Annotated in this window: 19 protein-coding genes; 7 read left to right on the forward strand and 12 right to left on the reverse strand. The window is 28.9% G+C overall.

What is annotated here, in order from left to right:
• Positions 1 to 8: 8 nt before the first annotated feature.
• Genes mnmG through ABXT56_RS06820 form a run of 4 tightly spaced genes read left to right on the forward strand, consistent with a single transcriptional unit; the run spans position 9 to position 4,167 of the window.
• Complete coding sequence (gene mnmG / locus ABXT56_RS06805) at positions 9 to 1,880, forward strand: tRNA uridine-5-carboxymethylaminomethyl(34) synthesis enzyme MnmG (RefSeq protein ID WP_415299992.1); 1,872 nt, start codon at positions 9 to 11, stop codon at positions 1,878 to 1,880.
• Positions 1,880 to 2,518, forward strand: coding sequence for a 16S rRNA (guanine(527)-N(7))-methyltransferase RsmG (locus ABXT56_RS06810; RefSeq protein ID WP_415299994.1), 639 nt, complete (start codon positions 1,880 to 1,882; stop codon positions 2,516 to 2,518). The genes mnmG and ABXT56_RS06810 overlap by 1 nt, the downstream gene beginning before the upstream one ends.
• A 9-nt stretch (positions 2,519 to 2,527) precedes the next feature.
• The gene (locus ABXT56_RS06815; protein ID WP_415299996.1) at positions 2,528 to 3,322 is read left to right on the forward strand and encodes a ParA family protein; all 795 of its coding nucleotides are present in this window, start codon (positions 2,528 to 2,530) and stop codon (positions 3,320 to 3,322) included.
• Entirely contained in the window at positions 3,322 to 4,167 is an 846-nt protein-coding gene (locus tag ABXT56_RS06820) for a ParB/RepB/Spo0J family partition protein (RefSeq protein WP_415299998.1), read from the forward strand. The genes ABXT56_RS06815 and ABXT56_RS06820 overlap by 1 nt, the downstream gene beginning before the upstream one ends.
• On the opposite strand, the gene holA is transcribed toward ABXT56_RS06820, so the two are convergent.
• Genes holA through ABXT56_RS06840 form a run of 4 tightly spaced genes read right to left on the reverse strand, consistent with a single transcriptional unit; the run spans position 4,157 to position 8,777 of the window.
• Positions 4,157 to 5,152 (reverse strand): DNA polymerase III subunit delta, encoded by a 996-nt coding sequence (holA, locus tag ABXT56_RS06825; protein ID WP_415300000.1) that lies wholly within the window; start codon positions 5,150 to 5,152, stop codon positions 4,157 to 4,159. The two genes, ABXT56_RS06820 and holA, sit on opposite strands and share 11 nt — an antisense overlap.
• A 3-nt stretch (positions 5,153 to 5,155) precedes the next feature.
• Positions 5,156 to 5,611 (reverse strand): hypothetical protein, encoded by a 456-nt coding sequence (locus ABXT56_RS06830; RefSeq protein WP_415300002.1) that lies wholly within the window; start codon positions 5,609 to 5,611, stop codon positions 5,156 to 5,158.
• Positions 5,611 to 8,169 carry a leucine--tRNA ligase gene (gene leuS, locus ABXT56_RS06835; protein WP_415300004.1) on the reverse strand — a complete coding sequence of 853 codons (2,559 nt, stop codon included), beginning with the start codon at positions 8,167 to 8,169 and terminating at the stop codon, positions 5,611 to 5,613. Before leuS ends, ABXT56_RS06830 begins: the two co-directional genes overlap by 1 nt.
• A 44-nt stretch (positions 8,170 to 8,213) precedes the next feature.
• Positions 8,214 to 8,777, reverse strand: a complete 564-nt coding sequence (locus ABXT56_RS06840; protein WP_415300006.1) for a DUF3576 domain-containing protein — start codon at positions 8,775 to 8,777, stop codon at positions 8,214 to 8,216.
• Positions 8,778 to 8,972: 195 nt separating this feature from the next.
• Here ABXT56_RS06840 and ABXT56_RS06845 point away from each other — a divergent pair, with 195 nt between their 5' ends.
• Positions 8,973 to 9,983 carry a hypothetical protein gene (locus ABXT56_RS06845; protein ID WP_415300008.1) on the forward strand — a complete coding sequence of 337 codons (1,011 nt, stop codon included), beginning with the start codon at positions 8,973 to 8,975 and terminating at the stop codon, positions 9,981 to 9,983.
• 59 nt (positions 9,984 to 10,042) lie between these two features.
• Here the strand turns inward: ABXT56_RS06845 and ABXT56_RS06850 are convergent, their stop codons facing one another.
• Positions 10,043 to 11,593, reverse strand: coding sequence for a tetratricopeptide repeat-containing sulfotransferase family protein (locus tag ABXT56_RS06850; RefSeq protein ID WP_415300010.1), 1,551 nt, complete (start codon positions 11,591 to 11,593; stop codon positions 10,043 to 10,045).
• 8 nt (positions 11,594 to 11,601) lie between these two features.
• Positions 11,602 to 12,150, reverse strand: coding sequence for a thiamine phosphate synthase (locus ABXT56_RS06855; protein ID WP_415300012.1), 549 nt, complete (start codon positions 12,148 to 12,150; stop codon positions 11,602 to 11,604).
• On the opposite strand from ABXT56_RS06855, the gene ABXT56_RS06860 reads away from it, so the two are divergent.
• On the forward strand, positions 12,145 to 12,807 hold the full coding sequence (locus tag ABXT56_RS06860; protein ID WP_415300014.1) for a YggS family pyridoxal phosphate-dependent enzyme: 663 nt from the start codon (positions 12,145 to 12,147) through the stop codon (positions 12,805 to 12,807). The genes ABXT56_RS06855 and ABXT56_RS06860 overlap by 6 nt on opposite strands.
• Here the strand turns inward: ABXT56_RS06860 and ABXT56_RS06865 are convergent.
• A complete protein-coding gene (locus tag ABXT56_RS06865; RefSeq protein WP_415300016.1) occupies positions 12,804 to 13,292 on the reverse strand; it encodes a L,D-transpeptidase family protein in 489 nt (162 codons plus the stop codon). The genes ABXT56_RS06860 and ABXT56_RS06865 overlap by 4 nt on opposite strands.
• Before the next feature lie 14 nt (positions 13,293 to 13,306).
• On the opposite strand from ABXT56_RS06865, the gene ABXT56_RS06870 reads away from it, so the two are divergent.
• On the forward strand, positions 13,307 to 13,879 hold the full coding sequence (locus ABXT56_RS06870) for a helix-turn-helix domain-containing protein (RefSeq protein WP_415300017.1): 573 nt from the start codon (positions 13,307 to 13,309) through the stop codon (positions 13,877 to 13,879).
• A 31-nt stretch (positions 13,880 to 13,910) separates the two neighbouring features.
• On the opposite strand, the gene ABXT56_RS06875 is transcribed toward ABXT56_RS06870, so the two are convergent.
• Genes ABXT56_RS06875 through dnaK form a run of 5 tightly spaced genes read right to left on the reverse strand, consistent with a single transcriptional unit; the run spans position 13,911 to position 19,409 of the window.
• Positions 13,911 to 14,837, reverse strand: a complete 927-nt coding sequence (locus ABXT56_RS06875) for an adenosine kinase (protein ID WP_415300019.1) — start codon at positions 14,835 to 14,837, stop codon at positions 13,911 to 13,913.
• A 1-nt stretch (position 14,838) separates the two neighbouring features.
• Entirely contained in the window at positions 14,839 to 15,492 is a 654-nt protein-coding gene (nth, locus tag ABXT56_RS06880; protein ID WP_415300021.1) for an endonuclease III, read from the reverse strand.
• Complete coding sequence (gene dapB / locus ABXT56_RS06885; RefSeq protein WP_415300023.1) at positions 15,492 to 16,268, reverse strand: 4-hydroxy-tetrahydrodipicolinate reductase; 777 nt, start codon at positions 16,266 to 16,268, stop codon at positions 15,492 to 15,494. The genes nth and dapB overlap by 1 nt, the downstream gene beginning before the upstream one ends.
• A gap of 37 nt (positions 16,269 to 16,305) precedes the next feature.
• Complete coding sequence (gene dnaJ, locus ABXT56_RS06890; protein WP_415300025.1) at positions 16,306 to 17,427, reverse strand: molecular chaperone DnaJ; 1,122 nt, start codon at positions 17,425 to 17,427, stop codon at positions 16,306 to 16,308.
• A gap of 32 nt (positions 17,428 to 17,459) precedes the next feature.
• A complete protein-coding gene (gene dnaK / locus ABXT56_RS06895; RefSeq protein ID WP_415300027.1) occupies positions 17,460 to 19,409 on the reverse strand; it encodes a molecular chaperone DnaK in 1,950 nt (649 codons plus the stop codon).
• Positions 19,410 to 19,445 lie beyond the last annotated feature (36 nt).

Below are 19,445 nucleotides of genomic sequence, written 5' to 3' on the forward strand. Positions count from 1 at the left end.
TTTAGTTTATGAAAAATGATTTATCATTCGATGTTGTAGTAATAGGTGGTGGCCATGCAGGATGTGAGGCAGCTGCAGCTTCTGCACGACTAGGAGTTAACACCGCTCTATTCACTCATAAGAAAGAAACAATCGGAGAGATGTCATGTAACCCAGCAATAGGGGGTTTAGGTAAAGGTCATTTGGTAAGAGAAATAGATGCTCTTGATGGTGTTATGGGCGAGGTTGCAGATAAATCGGGTATACAATTTAGATTATTAAACAGAAGTAGAGGCCCAGCTGTAAGAGGACCAAGAACTCAATCCGATAGATCATTATATCGTAAATATATGCAAGAAAAACTTGCAAACTACTGTAATTTAAACATTTTTTCAGACCCTGTAATAAATTTTATTTTTGATAAAAATACAATAACTGGCCTTATAACTAAAGAAGGTAAAAAAGTTTTATGTTCTAAGCTAATACTAACAACGGGCACTTTTTTAAATGGTTTGATACATATAGGTGATGAAAGAACACCTGCTGGAAGATACGATGAGAAACCTTCAACGGGATTAAGTGAACAATTAGAAAAATATAATTTTAAAATAGGGAGGTTAAAAACAGGAACCCCTCCCCGACTTGACTCAAGAACAATTAATTATGAAAATTTAGAAGAACAGTTTGCAGATGATGATCCTTATTTTTTTTCTTTCTTAACTAAAAAAAATATTAACAAACAAGTTTCATGTCGCATGACTTATACTAACGATAAGGTTCATAAAATTATTGAAAAAAATTTATCTAAGAGTGCCATGTACTCTGGTAGCATACAAGGTGTTGGACCCAGATACTGTCCATCTATTGAAGACAAGATAGTAAAATTTGCTGATAAGGGTCGACACCAGATATTTTTAGAGCCTGAGGGGCTAAATGACCATACAATTTACCCAAATGGTATCTCCACATCACTCCCAGCTTATGTACAGCAAGAAATATGTAACAATATCAACGGTTTAGAGAATGTATCTATCATAAGACCAGGATATGCCATAGAATATGACTATGTAGATCCTAGAGAGTTGTCTTTAACGCTTGAGACTAAGAAGATTAGTAGTCTTTACCTTGCAGGTCAGATTAATGGAACAACAGGTTACGAAGAAGCGGCGGCTCAGGGTCTCATAGCCGGGATAAATGCCGCTTTATCAGTTAAAAAATTAGAGCCATTCATACTTGATAGATCAGATGCATACATAGGAGTAATGATCGATGATCTAGTGACCAAAGGTGTGGCTGAGCCATACAGAATGTTTACATCAAGAGCTGAATATAGATTAAGCCTTAGATCTGATAATGCAGATCAAAGATTAACTGCAAAAGGAATAGAAATTGGATTAATTGGTGATGTAAGAAAGGTTCTTTATCAGGATAAATTCGACAAAATTAAACAAATTAACGTAAAAATGGGTCAATCAACTATATCACCTAATAAAGCTGATCAATTTGGTATAAAAATAGCAAAAGATGGTGTTTTAAGATCTTCTAATGAAATTTTAACTCAAAAGGGAGTTGATATGAATAAAATTAGAGAAATATGGGATGATATACCTTTTTTTAGTAAAGAAATAGATGAGCAGGTTGAAATTAATGCTCATTATAGAGGTTATTTGAAGAAGCAAAAAGCTGATATTTTAGCCTTTAAAAGAGATGAAAACCTTATAATACCAGATAAAATCAATTATGATGGCCTTTCAGGATTGTCAAATGAGGTAAAAGCTAAATTTAAGGAAATAAAACCAAAAACAATGGGTCAAGCATTAAGAATTGACGGAATTACTCCCGCTGCAGTGTATATTTTGTTGTCACATGTAAAAAGAAAGTCTATTAAGCATATAGCTTAATGGAAGAAATTTTTAAAAAATATTCTCTACTAAAAAACCAAAATGTTCCACGTGAAACATTTGTAGATTTTGAAAGATATGTTTCAATGCTTAGTGAAAAAAATAAAGAAATTAATATTATTAGCAAAGAAACCGCTAAAGATGAGGTGATTAGAAACCGCCATATAGTAGATTCTGCCCAAATCATTGAATTTGTTGATTTAAATAGCAGTATAATAACTGATATAGGCTCAGGAGGCGGCTTGCCTGGGATAATAGTTTCGATAATGCTTAAAAATTCAAAAAGTTCAGCAAAAGTCTGTATGTATGAAAAAAGTCACCATAAAAGCACTTTTTTAAGAAAAGTGTCAAGAGACCTCAAATTGAACACAGAAGTTATAAAACAAAATATTTTTGAGGCACAAAATTTAGAGTCAGGTACTATAATGACAAGAGCTTTTAAGCCATTGCCCATAGTTATAGATTTGGTTTATAAAAATTTTAATAGTTATAAAAACTTAATTTTATTTATGGGAAAAAATGGTGAAAAAATTTTAGAAGAAACATTAAAAATTTGGGATTTCAATTTTGAAAAAAAAAAAAGTATTACAAATGTGGACTCATTTTTATTAAACATAAAAAATATTGAAAAAAAATAAAAAATTAGAATGCAAATTATTTCAGTAATAAATCAAAAGGGTGGGGTTGGAAAAACAACAACTGTTATTAATCTTGCAGCTGGTTTGGCAAAACAGGAAAAAAAAATTTTAGTAATTGATCTTGATCCACAAGGGAATGCTACAACGGGACTTGGTTTATCTAATTTAAATAATTCTAGTGAAACAATTTATGGTGTACTAAATGGAACCATGCCAATTTCAAAGGTGATTAAAAAAACAGAAGTAAAAAATTTAGACATCATTACTTCTAACGTTGATTTATCAGGACTAGAAGTTGAAATAGCTAGTGATAATGAAAGAGCATTTATATTAAAGGCTAAATTAGCCGCATATTTGAATGATTCTAGAGAATCTTATGATTATATCCTCATAGATTGCCCACCATCACTAAGTTTACTTACAGTAATGGCCCTGGTATCATCTAATTCTCTCGTTGTACCATTACAGACTGAATTTTTTGCTTTAGAGGGTCTAACACAACTTATGAAGACAATAGATCGAATAAAAGTTAATTTAAATCCTGGATTAAAGATCAGAGGAATACTTTTGACCATGTATGACAAAAGAAACAAACTTTCAGCGCAAGTTGAAAAAGAAGCAAGAGATTATTTTAAAGAAAAAGTATATCTTACAATTATTCCAAGAAATGTAAGGCTGTCCGAAGCACCATCCCATGGTATGCCAGTTTTAATTTATGATAAGTTGTGTCCTGGAAGTAAATCTTATTTTAATTTTACAGATGAATTTATTAGTCAAGAACAGCAAATAGGAAGTGCTGCATAATGGATACAACCAAAATAAAAAAAGGTTTAGGTAGAGGTTTATCGTCTTTAATTGGTGAAACAAAAACTGAGATAAATATTAATAAAGTTTCTATAAGCGATCTGCAAAGCAACAAATTTCAACCAAGAAAAATATTTGATGTTGATAGTCTACAAGACTTAACAAACTCAATAAAAGAGAGAGGTATTATTCAGCCAATTATAGTTAGAAAATCTAGTAGTGATAACTCAAAATATGAAATAATTGCAGGAGAGAGAAGGTGGCTAGCTGCTCAAAAAGCTGGACTTCACGAAGTGCCCGTTGTTGTTGCTGACGTAGATGATTTAAAATCTTTAGAGTTTGCTATTGTTGAAAATGTTCAAAGAAATGACTTGAATGTAATCGAGGAAGCGCGTGGTTATCATAGACTTATTAAGGAGTTTTCTTATGATCAAGAAAAAGTAGCTCAATTTATTGGAAAAAGTCGTAGTCATATAGCTAATTTTTTAAGATTACTAACATTGCCAGAAGTAGTCTTAAAATTGATAGAGACAAAAAAACTATCCGCAGGCCATGCAAAAGTTCTAGTGGGATTAGATAATGCAGAATTTGTTGCCAATAAAATAGTTGAAAAAAATTTATCTGTTAGACAATCAGAAAATTTTGTAAAAATCTTTAAGAAAAAAAAATCTCCTATATTTTCTAAAGATGCAAATCTGCAGTCTTTGGAAAACTCAATTAAGGAAAAGATTGGACTTAATGTTTTGATTAAAAATAAAAAAAATAATACTGGGTCTTTGGTTTTTGAGTATAAAGACCTTGATCAATTGAATAAAATAATTGAAGTTATTAAATCTAATTATTAGTTTTTTTTGAATTATTGATTATAAAATCTGAAAGAATATTATTGCCCAAACTTGAATTCTTTTTAATTAAAAATTCAATTTTATTACTCTCATAAAGTAAATTTTTTAACTGTTCTTCACTCCAGCATCTTATTTGTTGTGATACCAAAGTTTTATCTTTCCAGAAAATCGGTGGTTTAAATGCAGAAACTGCTTGATCAATGCCATTTTTTTCATCTATTAATTTATAAATTTTTACCAATCTTTTTAATTTAGCAAGAAGTGTTCTTATAATTATTATATTATCTTCTTCTGAGTAGTTGTTTTCATTCAATATAGTGACAGTTTTCCTGGTATTTTTAGCAAGAGAATAATCAATAAGTTCCGATGCACTATAATTATCAGCTAGGTTTGTTAGTTGGATTATTTCTTTAAGAGTTAAGCTCTTTTTATTTAAGGAAAAATTTTCTATTTTTTCTAATTCATTATTTAAGTTTTTTCTATCACCTCTACTTCTCTCTATTAAAATATTTATTAACTGTTGAGAGATTTGAATTTTTTTATTTCTGAAAAATTGATTAATTATAGAATTTAAAGTTTGATCATTGTCTTCGTAGAATGGAATACATATCATAGTTTTTTCTTTTTCAAAAAATTTTCGCAGGGTTGATTTTTTTTCTAGGTTTTTTGAATTTAAAATAAATTTTATATCTTTCAAATTTTTTTCTAATAGTTCTTCCATAACTAATTTTATTTTATCTGAGGATCTATTTATTATTATTAACTTTTCGTTTTCAAAGAAAGATTTTGTAAGGATAGTATTAAAAAAATTATCCGTATTGTTCAATATTTCTTTTTCTTCATAGCTATAAATTTTATTTTGATAATTTTCTTCAAAATTTGTTTTTATGACCTCGTCTTTGAAGCCTTCATTATTTCCATAAAGAAGATAAAAATTATAATTTTTTAATTTTATCTTATTAATTTCAAAAGATTTAATAATCATTTATTAAAAATTTAAAAAGATTTTAAGCTCATCAATAATTTTATTTGTTAAGTTTTTTTCAATACTTTTTTGATATTGAGATAAATCAAATTTATTATCTATATTGTTATAAGTAAAATTGGTTGATAATTGTTTTTTTTTTATAATTTTTTCTTTTTCTATTAGTTCAATTTCAACGGTAATTGTTGTTTTATAAACTGTTACATTGCCAGCTATATCTTTAGATAGCTTATCTATTTTACTTTCACTATCTATTATTATTTCATATGCTTTTTTTTTATAATTTACTTTATCTAGAATTTGTAAAGCACTTATAATTTTTCTACCAATTTTTTTATTACCCTTTATTTGATAATCTTTTATATAAAAAGAAGTTTCATTTGTTTTTAAATATAATGGATTGTAACCACAATTTGTAATTCCTATTAAAACTAAAAAAAAAAAAATTTTTTTTATCATTATTTTACAATTAAGTTTATTAATTTATTTTTTATAAAAATACTTTTAATAATAATTTTTTCCTCTAAATATTTTTTTATTTCTTTCGCATCTTTTGCTAATTCTATCAAATTTTTTTCCTCAATATCAGCTTTAACTTTAATTAAACTTCTTTTTTTTCCATTTATTTGAATGACTATAATTATCTCTTTGTTTTTAAGATACTTATTTTCTACTTTAGGCCAATTAAGTATTTTTTTATCCGTTACTTCACTCAGGCATTCATTGGAAATATGAGGCACTATTGGCAACATAATTGTTAAAATCTTTATATAATTATCTTGTAGATTATTACCAACATTTTTGGATTCAGTAGTTTTATTATAAAAACTATAAATTTCATGTAAGTTTGCAACAATCACATTATAGCTGAATTTATTTAAACTAATATTAATTTTATTTAGCATTTGATTTGTAAATTCGTTAATTTTTTCATTAACAAATGGTTGATTATTATTTTTTTCAAATTCAATTTTTTGTTTAATCTTTTTATGTAGGACCCAAAATTTTTGAATAAACTTATAAGCAGCTATCATCCCTTGATCAGACCATTGCACATCTTTTTCTGGTGGACTATCTGACAGGATAAATAATCTTACTGCATCAGCTCCATAATTTTCTATCATTGTTTGAGGGTTTATAGTATTTTTTTTTGATTTAGACATTGACTCGGAAGGGCCCACTGTAATTTTTTCTAGATTGTTTTCTTTAAGGTAATAATCTTGATTATTTTTTGAAAACACTTCCTCTGGACTTAACCATTTACCATTTTTATCTTTATAGGTTTCGTGACAAACCATTCCTTGAGTAAATAAACCTTTGAAGGGTTCTGGGGTATTAATTTTATTTGTTTTGTAATTTAGTGCCCTTACAAAAAATCTAGAATACAAAAGATGTAAAATGGCATGTTCAACACCACCTATATATTGATCTACAGGCATCCAATAGTTTGCTTCATCAACATTAAAGGCATCATCAGTATTTTTTGCTGAACAAAATCTTAAAAAATACCAAGAAGAGTCCACAAAAGTATCAAGTGTGTCTGTCTCCAGTCTGCACTGCTCACCATTAATAGTAATTTCTCCCCATTCTTTTTGGTGATCTAGGGGGTTTCCAGTTGTATTTAGATTGATATTTTTTGGGAGTGTTATGGGAAGTTTTTCCAGAGGCACTTTAACGATATCATTTTTTTTATTGTATGCGATAGGAATTGGACAACCCCAATATCTTTGTCTTGATACGCCCCAATCCTTCAGTCTAAAATTAATTCTTCTTTCACCTATTTTTTTCTGTTCTATTATTTTGATAGTTTCTATAATTGATTGTTCTGGTGCTTTTAATCCATCTAAAAATTGTGAATTAAAAATAACTCCTGGTCCTGTATAAGCTTCTTTTTCAATTTTATTGTTAATATCTTTATTTGTTGGCTTAATTACAGGAATAACATCTAACTTATATTTCAAAGCAAAATCTAAATCTCTTTGGTCATGAGCCGGGCAGCCAAACACAGCACCAAAACCATAATCCATCAAAACAAAGTTTGCAAAATAAACACAAACTTTTTGATTCTCATTAAGTGGATTAATAGCAATTAAGCTTGTTTTAAATCCAATTTTTTCAGCCTGTGAAATAGCCTCTTCTGTTGTACCAGTTTTAGAACATTCCTTTTTAAACTTTATAAATTCTTTGTTTTTTTCATATATTTTAGATATTGGGTGATCTACTGACACAGCCAAAAAAGAAATACCAAATAAAGTATCAGGCCTTGTTGTGAAACATTTAATATTTTCAACTTCGGAATTTCCTTCAATTTTAAAGTTAATTTCTGAGCCAAAAGATTTACCAATCCAATTTTTTTGCATAACCTTCACTTTATTTGGCCATTCATTTAGTTCATCAAGTCCTTCAAGGAGAACTTCAGAAAATTTGGATATGTTAAAAAACCATTGGTTAAGTTTCTTTCTTTCTACAATGGCTCCAGATCTCCATCCTTTGCCATCAATCACCTGTTCATTTGCAAGAACTGTTTGATCAATAGGGTCCCAATTTACGTAATTTTCTTTTCTGTAAACGAGGCCCTTATCATAAAGCTCTAAAAATATTTTTTGTTGGTGTTCATAATAATTTGATGAGCAGGTCGAAATTTCTCTATCCCAGTCAATTGAAAGGCCTAATTTTTTAAGTTGACTTTTCATATTGACAATATTTTCTTCAGTCCATTCTTTTGGATCTAAATTATTTTGACGCGCAGCATTTTCAGCAGGCATACCAAATGAGTCCCAGCCCATTGGATGTAAGACGTTATATCCTTCTAATGTTTTGTATCTTGCAAGCACATCACCAATTGTATAGTTTCTCACGTGACCCATATGAATTTTCCCAGATGGGTATGGAAACATTTCCAAACAATAGAATTTTTTTTTATCTTTTTTTATTTCAGCTTTAAAAGTTTTATTTTGTTCCCAAAATTTCTGCCATTTTTTATCTACAAGCTTGAAATTATATCTATCGCTTTCCATTTTAGATGACCTATTTATCAAATGATCAATTTAGTTTATTTTTGTTAAAATTGTTTACCAGGAATTTTATAGGACTCATTTTTTTCTTTACTTGAAGCAACATCACTATTTTTAAGATTTGCTGCTTTTTTTAAAATAGCAAGTTTTATTTCATAATTCATATCATTTTGAATTTTAATAATTTTACAATTATTTTGATTATCACAAGTTTTTTTATGAATTATAGTTTCCAAAGCATCGGATCTAATCTCGTTAGATAAAAATCTTATAGTAATTTTAATTTGATCTTTGGAGCTACCATCACTGAACCAATCTGTAACAATTATTCCACCTGCATAATCAACGTTATTTAGTGGTGCAAAATCTAATTTCTCTAAAGCAGCTCTCCAAAGAGGATTTGAAGTTGCAAATTCAAAGTTAGTTGATTTTTTTCCAATATTTCCAAGTCTAAAACCCCTGCCTTCTTCTATGTTTTTTTTAATTCTTTCGTTGGCATTTGTTGGAATTTTTCTTGAATCAGTTTTTTTATAAATTCCACAGGAACTTAATAAAATAAAAAAGGTTAATAAGACAACTAATGAGCTTTTTATTTTATAATTATTAATCATTGATATAAATTTAATTTAATTCTAATATCAGTTTTATCTAAAATTACCTAAAAAATACAAAAGTAGAAAAAATAGTGATATATTTGCAACAAAATGGTAAAATATGCACAAAAAATCAAAAATTAATAGAAATTTACTCTAAGATGAATATTTTTCAACTATTCATATATGAAAAACAATAACAAAAGGAAAAACATGAATAACTTTAAAAAAGTAGGTTTATCGGCTTTAGCTGGTTCTCTTGCTGCAATCTCAGCTAACGCTGCAGAGATGTCAGTTAACGGTGCTACAATGTTAACTTACACTAGTGAAGATAACACTGAAACAACTGGAAACCCGTATGGTATGAAAACTAACATCGGCTTTACAGCTTCAGGTGAAGTTAACGGATATACTGTATCTTACATGCAAACATCTAAAGATCAATTTGCTGGAATGACTTCTGCAAGATTGTCTATAGACATGGGTGATATGGGAACATTAGCATTTGACCAAGGTTCTGGATCAGGTTTAGGTACAATCGATGATAAAACACCGACTGCTGCTGAAGAAATCTGGGATGGTCTAGATGGTGGTGGTTTCACAGCTGATTCAGTAGGTGGACTAGTTGGTACGGCTGGTGCAAGTGGTGTGTGGAACTATGTAAATACTTTCGAAGGTGTTACATTTAATGGTGCTATCAGAAAAGGTTCAGCAGCTAAAAACGCTGATGGAGCTTCATCAGGTGCTGGTGGATCTGCATGGGACTTTGCATTAACAACTGATGGATCTATGCTTGGTGTTGATGGTTTAGCTATCGGTGCTGGTTATGGTGAAGATTCTGGTTCTACAGCTGCAGGCGTAAACGAAGTAGATTCAGTGCACATGACTGCGTTCGCTAACTACTCTTTTGGTCCAGCAACTTTTGGTTACCAAATGTCAGAAATAAACCATGGTAAACAAGGTACTCAGTCAGAAGAAACTGATGCTTGGGGTATAGCTTTTAACATAAATGAAAATCTTTCAGTATCTTATGGTGAAAGAACAGTTCATTATGCTGACCACAGCACAACTGCTGCTGTAGATGAAGACGGTGAAGGTATCGCTGTAGCTTACACTATGGGTTCAATTAAAATTGCTGGAAACAGAAATGAAGTTTCTAACAATGGTGGAACTGCAAATGCTAACGACTCAATGACAGAAATTGCTGTTTCATTTGCGTTTTAGTACAACTTAAAATTATTAAAAAAGCCCCAATTTATTGGGGCTTTTTTTTTGCTTAAATCTTAAAGCAATTTATTTAAATCATTTAAAAAAGGTGAAAATTTTTCAAAAGAGTTTAAAGAACTTTTGTAAATAGGTTTTCTAGCTTGTGCGGTACTCATAGTTTTTATGGGGTTTTTATTTCTATGAAATTCAAGACAATTTTCTTCCCAGTGTAAATCACAAAATTTGATAATTTTTTTGATTTCAAGCTCTGGAGATTGAATTATGTGTTCATACTTAGCTTCATAGATAAGACCAGGTAGCTTTTTTTGCCAAAATTTTATTAAATCTAAATAAATATTGTAGTATGTGCCCAGTTCTTTTTGATTGTATCCAAAATCTAGACCACCTTCAAAAAAATTTTTGAAAATAGACAAACAATTATCTTTTGAATTTCTGGAACAGTGGACAATCTTTGAGTTAGGAAAAAGAATTTTAATAATGCCAATCCACCTGAAATTTAAAGGAGCCTTATCTGTAATAAAGGGATTCTTAGCATTGAATCTTTTGAGATAATCGTAATATTCAAGTCTTAGCTGATCAGCAAAAGATTCATTTTGGAATAAATCAATCAAACCGTCTTCAGATGGTAAATCTTCATAAAAAAGTCTATTTTTTATGATTTTAGAAAGTTGAGGAAGCTCTCCTGCACCAAAAACATCGGAGTGAGAAGTAATTATTTGCTCAACTAATGAGGTACCGGATCTGGGCATACCAAGAATAAATATTAATTTTTTGCCCTGAAAGTTAAAATTATCAGTTTTAGTTAAATCAATTTTATTAAAAATAGATTTAATTTTGTTAAAAATTTTAATTTCATTGTTAATGTTAAAATTTAATAATTTACGCCAAGTATGGTTGGCAAGATTTAAGTTAGTGAAAGATTCTTTAATCAAGTCCATATCTTCCTCAGCTTTAGACATAGCAAATAGAAGATTAGTTTTTTGAACATCATTTAATTCTAAATCTTTAATTTTTAATTTCATTTCTAGATAATGATCATTGTTATTTTCATATTTTTGTGATTGAGAAATTAACATGTCAGCTTGTGTAAATTTTTTGTCTATTTGAAGTGTTTTTTTTGCAAAATTTATTGCAAGTTTAAAATCACCCAAACCTTGATATGCGAGCGCTAACGAATAAAGGACTACTGGATTCTTTTCATCAATTTTATAAGCTTTATTATATAAATTTATTGCTGACTCAAAATCATTACTATCTCGTTTCAAGTTACCCCAATTAATATAGGCGTTTGTATAATTGGGGTTTTTTTTAATTATTTTTTGAAATAAATTTTCTGATAACTCCATTTCACCTATATTTTTATGTACGTTTGCTAAATTGTTCATAATTGCAATATTTGAAGCATCCATTTTGTTTGCTTTTATAAAAATATCTCTAGCTAAATTAAACCTTCCTGTGTTTTGATATGAGGAGCCTAAAATATTATATAAAATTAAGTAATTTGGAAATTTTCTAATAAGCTTTTTTGATTTAATTATTACTTCATCAAATTTTTTGTTATCAAATAAATTTAATAAGGTTTTAATATTGTCTTGAATTTTGTCCATTTTTAGATTTATAAATTATAATTATTATTAAAATAGGATATTCCAGCAAAGCCATAAGCATTTACCATTTTTAGTTTTTTAAAATTCAAACGATTAATACCTCCCAAAGCAATTACTTTTTTTGAGGTTTTGGATGCAAGTAGATTAAACTTTATAGGGTTTAAAAATTGTTTATTTTTTTTAACTGCAAATAAAGGTGATATGAAAATTAATTTTACTTTTTGTTGTTCTTTTATTCTTATTTCTTTTATGTTGTGTGCCGATCCAATTATCATAAAGTTTTTTTTTACACCAAACATTCTAGTGTTTAAACACTTATTAAATGAAGGTAGATAAACACCGTCTAAATTGAGTTTTAATGCTAATTTTAAATTATTTGATAAAAAAAATTTTCTGTTTTGTGTTTTACAAAATTGTTTAATATCAACAATAAATTTTTCATTATATTTAATATGGTAGTTTCTAAAAATTATAGAAACATTATGATTTAATTTTCTGATATAATTTTTTTCAAAAGTATCTATAAAGTAAAATATGTTAGGTAATTTTTTATGCATATAAGTGTCAATAATTTAATTCAGATTGAGGAAGAAATACAATTAAATATTGAAAAATTGGATAAATTTAAAAAAAAACCAAAAATTATTGCTGTAAGTAAAACCCACCCAATGTCAAATATAATGCCTTTAATAAATCACGGCCATTTAGATTATGGAGAAAATAAAATTCAAGAAGCCTTGGTGAAATGGACTGATATAAAAAATAAAAAGAAAGATATTAAACTTCACTTAATTGGAAAGCTTCAAACCAACAAAGTTAAATTTGCTCTACAAATTTTTGATTATATTCATTCATTAGACAATGAAAAACTGGCAATTAAAATTGCCGATCAACAAATAAAACAAAAAAAAAATCCAAAAATATTTATACAAGTGAATATAGGTAATGAAGAACAAAAATCAGGCATTGATAGGCAAAAAATATCTGATTTTTATAAATTTTGTAAAAATTTAAATTTAGATATCATTGGATTAATGTGCATACCGCCAAATGACGAAAATGTTGAAATGTATTTTTCTGAGATGAACAAAATTAGTAAAGAACTAAATCTAAAAAAATTAAGCATGGGAATGTCGAGTGATTATTTGAATGCTATAAAAAATAATTCAACTCATGTAAGAATTGGCTCTAAAATATTTGGAAATAGAATTTAACCAATCTTAATTTTGGTCTTTTTATCAACTAGCTTTAATAAAATTTCAAAATCTTTCATTTTTAAAGCAATACATCCTGCAGTCGGTTTGTAATTATTTGTTAAGTGTATAAACACGGCACTCCCCATATTTGGTATTTTTTTATCATTATAACTAATTGAGATAACGTAATCATATTTGTGATCTTTTCTATGTAGCTTTTCTTTAGATTTTTTTTTTGATATTCTGATTTCTTCATTATATTTTTTATGATTTGGATCATCACACCAAGCCATATTTTTTTTAATAATTTTTTTATCAATTTTGCATTTTGGAATACCTACCCGATCTATCCTAAAATATAATTTTTTAATATTAAACAAGCCTACTGGTGTAGATAGGTCACCCTCTTTCTTATTAAAATTTAAACCATTTTTTCCAATACAACATTTTATTTTAAAATCATCAATTATAAGGGTGTTTTTATTTTTTACATGAATTATCATAGGTAATATTAAGCATGATTAAACAAAATATTTTTATTATAAACTTTAATTTACTATATGAAATCTTAGATGAGATTAAAGAAAATTTGTCTTTCAAAGTTGAAAAGTTTGAAAATGAGGAAGAATTTATTAAGAATCCTAACTTGGATACAGTTAATTCCTTAATAATTTCTAAGGATAAATTGAAATTAACAGTAAATAAAAATTTTTTAAGTTTTGATCATTTTCCTATATCTGTAAATAAACTACAAGAAATAATTAATATCCAACTAATTAAATTAAAATTTAACTATCAATCTAAAATTAATATTAAAAATTATGAGTTAAATTTAAATTCTAAATTTTTTTCTAAAGATAATTTAAGTCTAAAATTAACAGAAAAAGAAATTGAAATTATTTTATACTTGAATGAAAGTAAAAAAAAACATGACGTAGCTGACTTACAAAGAAATATTTGGGGTTATTCACTAGATATGGAAACACATACTGTTGAAACTCATGTGTATAGATTGCGGAAAAAAATAAGTAATAAATTTAATGATGAAAAATTTATATTAAGTCACCAAAATGGCTATTTTATTGAGTAAAAATATTTAAGGCTAAAACCTTTTAGAGATACTAAAATCTAGCTCCAATTTTTTGAATAATTTTTGCGGACATTTCCGTACCTTTTTCTAAGCTTTCTTTCGTTGATAAATTGTTTATATAACCATGTAAAAATCCAGCTGCAAAAAGATCTCCAGCACCTGTTAAATCAACAATCTTTAAGTCTTTTTTTACATCACATTCTGTAACAGAATTTTCTTCAATAGCGATGCTACCTTTTTCACCACGAGTTATAATAATTAACTTTCTAAGTTGCTGGCTAAATGAGATAACCTCTTTAAAGTTTTTTGCGTCGATTAATGAAGTAATCTCTTGTTCATTGGCAAAAGTAATATCTAACTTGTTTTTAACCAATTCTAAGAAATTAGTTTTATGTCTTTCCACACAAAATTGATCAGATAGAGACATAGCTGCCTTTTTTGAATTTTTAATTGCTTTATCAAAAGCTGACTTAGGGTCACCTTCGTCCCACAAATAACCTTCTAAAAAAATCATTTCACTGTTTTTAATTGAATCTATTTCAACATCCTTTACATTAATTTTTCCTGCAGTTCCCAAAAAAGTACACATTGTTCGTTCTGAGTCTGGAGTAATCAATATTAAGCAAGTACCAGTTGGTAAAATTTCCTTTTTTTTTGAATAATAAAAATTTACATTTTCTTTTTTTAATCCATCCTCATATTTTTGACCTAAATTATCATCATTAACTTTACCTATAAATCCAACTTTATTTCCAAGTTGGGATAGACCAACAATGGAGTTCGCAACTGATCCACCAGATACCGTATCTTCAATTTTTAATGTTGATAGTAATTTTTGAAACTCTGCTTCATCTACAAGTTTCATTGTACTTTTTGTTAATCCATTATCTGTTAAGTAGTTATCTTTAACTTTACAAATAACGTCAACTATTGCATTTCCTATTCCTAGAATTTTCATATCAAGCTTTCTTTATATTGATTGGATTTTTACGATTAGGATAACAAGTCGTGCAAATTTTACAAGTTAAACCATAACAACTTCTAGCCTGACAGTATTCTCTTCCATAATAAATTATTTGAAGATGAAGTTTACTCCAAGTCTTTTTTGGAAAAATTCTTTTTAAATCTTTTTCTGTTTGAATAACATTTTTACCATTTGTTAATCCCCATCGTTGTGCTAGACGATGAATATGGGTGTCGACTGCAAATGCTGGAAATCCAAAACCTTGAGACATGACTACACTTGCTGTTTTATGGCCCACACCTGGTAACTTTTCAAGTTCTTCAAAAGTTTTAGGTACTTTTCCACCATGTTTTTTTAAAAGTTGCTTAGACATTAAATATATACTTTTAGCTTTTACTCTGAAAATACCTATTTTTTTTATTAATTTTTCAATTTTTTTTCTCCCTAATTTAACAAAGTGTTCGGGCTTATTATACTTTGTATATATGTTTCTGGTTACATTATTAACATTTAAATCTGTACATTGTGCAGATAAAAGAACTGAGGTTAAAAGTGTAAATTTATTTCTATGTTTTAACGGAATAGGAGTTGTTGGATAAATTTTATTTAAAATTTTTAGTATTTGTTTGGCTTTTTCTTTTTCCTGCATTATCTAAAATTCAACAAATCTCTCATTGAATATAGTCCAGCTCTTTTACTCATAAGCCATTTTGCAGCAGTTAAAGCACCATCTGAATATAGAGTTCTATCAAATGCTTCATGGTTTAACGTTATTATTTCTTTACCATTTGAAAATGTAACCTCATGTTCTCCAATAACTTCACCTTTTCTAATAGAATTAAAATTAATTTTTTTTCCAAACGGAAAAAACTTTTTATTCAGAAATTTTTTACCAATTAGATTATATAGATTTTGATTTTTACCATCAGCGATACCTTTTCCAAGCATCAAAGCAGTTCCTGATGGATAGTCTTTTTTATGTCTGTGATGAATCTCAAAAACCTTGCTTAAATAATTATCTCCAAGTGCTCCTGATGCAATCTCAGTTAAATACATCAGTAAATTAACACCAAGACTCATATTGCCAGCTTTTAGGATAGGTATTTTTTTTGAATATTTTTTAATTAAATTATCTTCTTTTTGAGTAAAGCCGGTAGTTCCAATAACTACTTTTTTTTTTAGTTTTGAAGCTATCTTGAGAATCTCAAAGGTACATTTTGGAACTGTAAAATCTACAATTACATCAGTTTTTTCAAAAGCTTCAACTGTATTAGAATTAATCAGAATCCCAGACATTTTTTTATTAATAGATCTATTTTCTGTAAGTGAAACTAATTTAAAATTTTTATTTGATTTAGATGTTTTGATAAGTTGTTGACCCATTCTTCCAAGACAACCAGTTATTGCTAAATTAATTTTTTTCATTTAAGAAAATATTAACCTTTTTTATTGATTTAGTCTTTTAGTTTTTCCAGAAACTTTTAGCTTTTTGAAAGAATTTTTTAATACTAGGATTTGACTTTTCATTTTCAATTTCTCTAAATTTTTCAAGTAGGTCTTTTTGTTCTTTATTCAATGAAATTGGAACTTCGGTATTTACCTGAACATATAGATCACCATTCCCGCTACCACGCATATAAGGCATTCCCTTACCTTTTAGTCTAAACTGTTTTCCATTTTGTGTACCATCTGGTATTTTAATTTTTGCTTTTCCACCATCGATAGTTGGGATTTCAATTGTAGTACCTAGTGCAGCGTCAGCTATCGATATTGGGAATTCAAAAAATAGGTTTTCATCAGATCTTTTGAATAAATCATGGGAGTGAACATTAATAAATAAATATAAGTCTCCACTAGATCCACCTTTTGTGCCAGCCTCACCTTTGCCTGCCAATCTAATTCGTGTTCCATCATCTACACCTTTTGGTATTGTTACTGATATTTTTTTTGAGGCTTGCTTATTGCCTTGGCCATTACAGTCATTACAGGGATTGGTAATTTCTTCGCCAGTTCCTTGACATTGTGGACATGTTTGTTGAACAGTAAAAAAACCTTGATTAGATCTTACTTTACCATTACCACCACAGACTGTACATCTATCAGGAGAATGGCCAGGTTTGGAACCATTACCTTTACAAGTAGTACATTTTTCTGTTGTTGAAAATTTTATATCTTCTTTTTTTCCTTCATACGCTTCTTCAAGAGTAATTGATAAATCATATCTTAAATCAGAGCCTCTATTATTTGCGCTTCTTCTGCCTCGTGATCTTCCACCTCCACCAAAATCACCAAAAAAATCCTCAAATATATCTGAAAAATCAGCACCACCAAAACCACCACTTTGTTTTCCTCCACCACCTTCAAATGCAGCATGGCCAAAATTATCATAGTTTTGTTTTTTTTCTGAATCTGACAAAATACCGTATGCCTCACTAGCTTCTTTAAATTTTTCTTCAGAGACTTTGTTGCCAGGATTTTTATCAGGGTGATGTTTTACAGCTAGTTTTCTATAAGCAGATTTTAATTCTTCAGGGCTTGCATTTTTGCTAACACCTAAGATGTCATAAAAATCTCTTTTAGCCATAAGTTACTTTAAGGTGATAGTTATTTTAAGTCTTAAGCGCTTTTTTCTTTATCTTCTTCTTTTTTATCTTCTTTTACTTCATCTTTTACTTCTTCAAAATCTGCATCAACCACATTGTCGTCTTTTTTCCCCTCATCATTTTTATCGCCATCCTTAGGTGAGCTTTCTTTTTTCTCTTGAGACTTATAAATAGCCTCACCTAGTTTCATTGAAGCTTGAACCAAGGTTTCTGTTTTCTTTTTAATGTCTTCAGTATCAGTTCCTTTTATTGCTTCTTTTAAGTCAGTCGATGCATCTTCAATTGCTTTTTTTTCAACATCTGAGATTTTAACACCATGTTCTTTTAAGTTTTTTTCAGTGGAATGAATTAAAGTATCAGCTTGATTTCTTGCTTCAACAGATTCTCTCTTCTTCTTATCTTCATCTTTATTTGCCTCTGCATCCTTAACCATTTTTTCGATTTCTTCATCACTTAATCCACCTGAAGCCTGAATTTGAATTTTTTGTTCTTTACCAGTTCCTTTATCTTTAGCAGAAACACTAACGATCCCATTTGCGTCAATATCAAAAGTTACTTCTATTTGAGGAACACCTCTTGGAGCTGGTGCAATGCCTACTAATTCAAAATTTCCTAGCATTTTATTATCAGATGCCATTTCCCTTTCACCTTGAAGAACTCTTATGGATACAGCAGGCTGGTTATCATCTGCTGTAGAAAATACTTGGCTTTTTTTTGTTGGTATTGTTGTATTCTTTTCAATTAGTTTTGTTGAAACACCACCCAACGTTTCAATTCCAAGCGACAAAGGTGTTACATCTAGAAGAAGTACATCTTTAACATCACCTTGGAGAACACCAGCCTGAATGGCAGCACCCATTGCAACAACTTCATCTGGATTTACACTTTTATTTGGATCTTTTCCAAAGAAGCTTTTAACTTCTGCTAAAACTCTAGGCATTCTTGTCATGCCACCAACCATTACAACTTCATCAATTTCATTTGCAGTTAGACCTGCATCTTTAAGCGCAGTTTTACAAGGAGGCAAAGTTCTAGAAATTAAATCTTCTACCAAAGCTTCTAATTTTGCTCTAGTCATTTTTAAATTAATATGTTTTGGGCCAGTTTTATCAGCAGTTATAAATGGTAAATTAACATCTGTTTGTTCAGCAGAAGAAAGTTCAATTTTTGCTTTTTCAGCAGCTTCCTTAAGTCTCTGAAGAGCTAATTTGTCATTTTTTAAATCTATTCCATTATCTTTCTTAAATTCACCAACTAAATAATCAACAATAGTATTATCAAAGTCTTCACCACCTAAAAAAGTATCACCATTAGTAGATTTTACTTCAAATACTCCGTCACCTAACTCAAGAATGGATACATCAAAAGTTCCACCACCTAAGTCGTATACAGCAATTTTTTTATTTTCTTTTTTCTTGTCCAAACCATAAGCTAATGAAGCAGCTGTAGGTTCATTTATGATTCTTAAAACTTCTAAACCTGCAATTTTACCAGCATCCTTTGTTGCTTGTCTTTGAGCATCATTAAAATAAGCAGGAACAGTTATCACTGCTTTCGTTACTTCTTGACCTAAATATTTTTCAGCTGTTTCTTTCATTTTTTGAAGAATAAAAGCAGATATTTGTGAAGGAGAGTATTTTTCTCCTTTTGCTTCAATCCAGGCATCACCTTTTTCAGAATTAACTATTTTAAATGGAGCTGCTGTAATATCTTTTTTTACAGTTGGGTCTTCAAAATTTCTCCCAATTAATCTTTTTACAGCAAATATAGTGTTTTCAGGATTTGTTACTGCCTGTCTTTTTGCAGGCTGTCCAACAAGTTTTTCTCCATCATCAGTAAATGCAACAACTGAAGGGGTTGTTCTTGCACCTTCGGCATTTTCTAAAACCTTAGGTTGGCTACCCTCCATGATTGATACACAAGAATTAGTTGTTCCTAAATCTATTCCTATAATTTTGCTCATAATTTAAATCCTATCCTTCATATAAGTGTTAATTTT

It is taken from the genome of Candidatus Pelagibacter sp. Uisw_134_02 (genome assembly GCF_047720265.1).
GTDB lineage: Bacteria > Pseudomonadota > Alphaproteobacteria > Pelagibacterales > Pelagibacteraceae > Pelagibacter.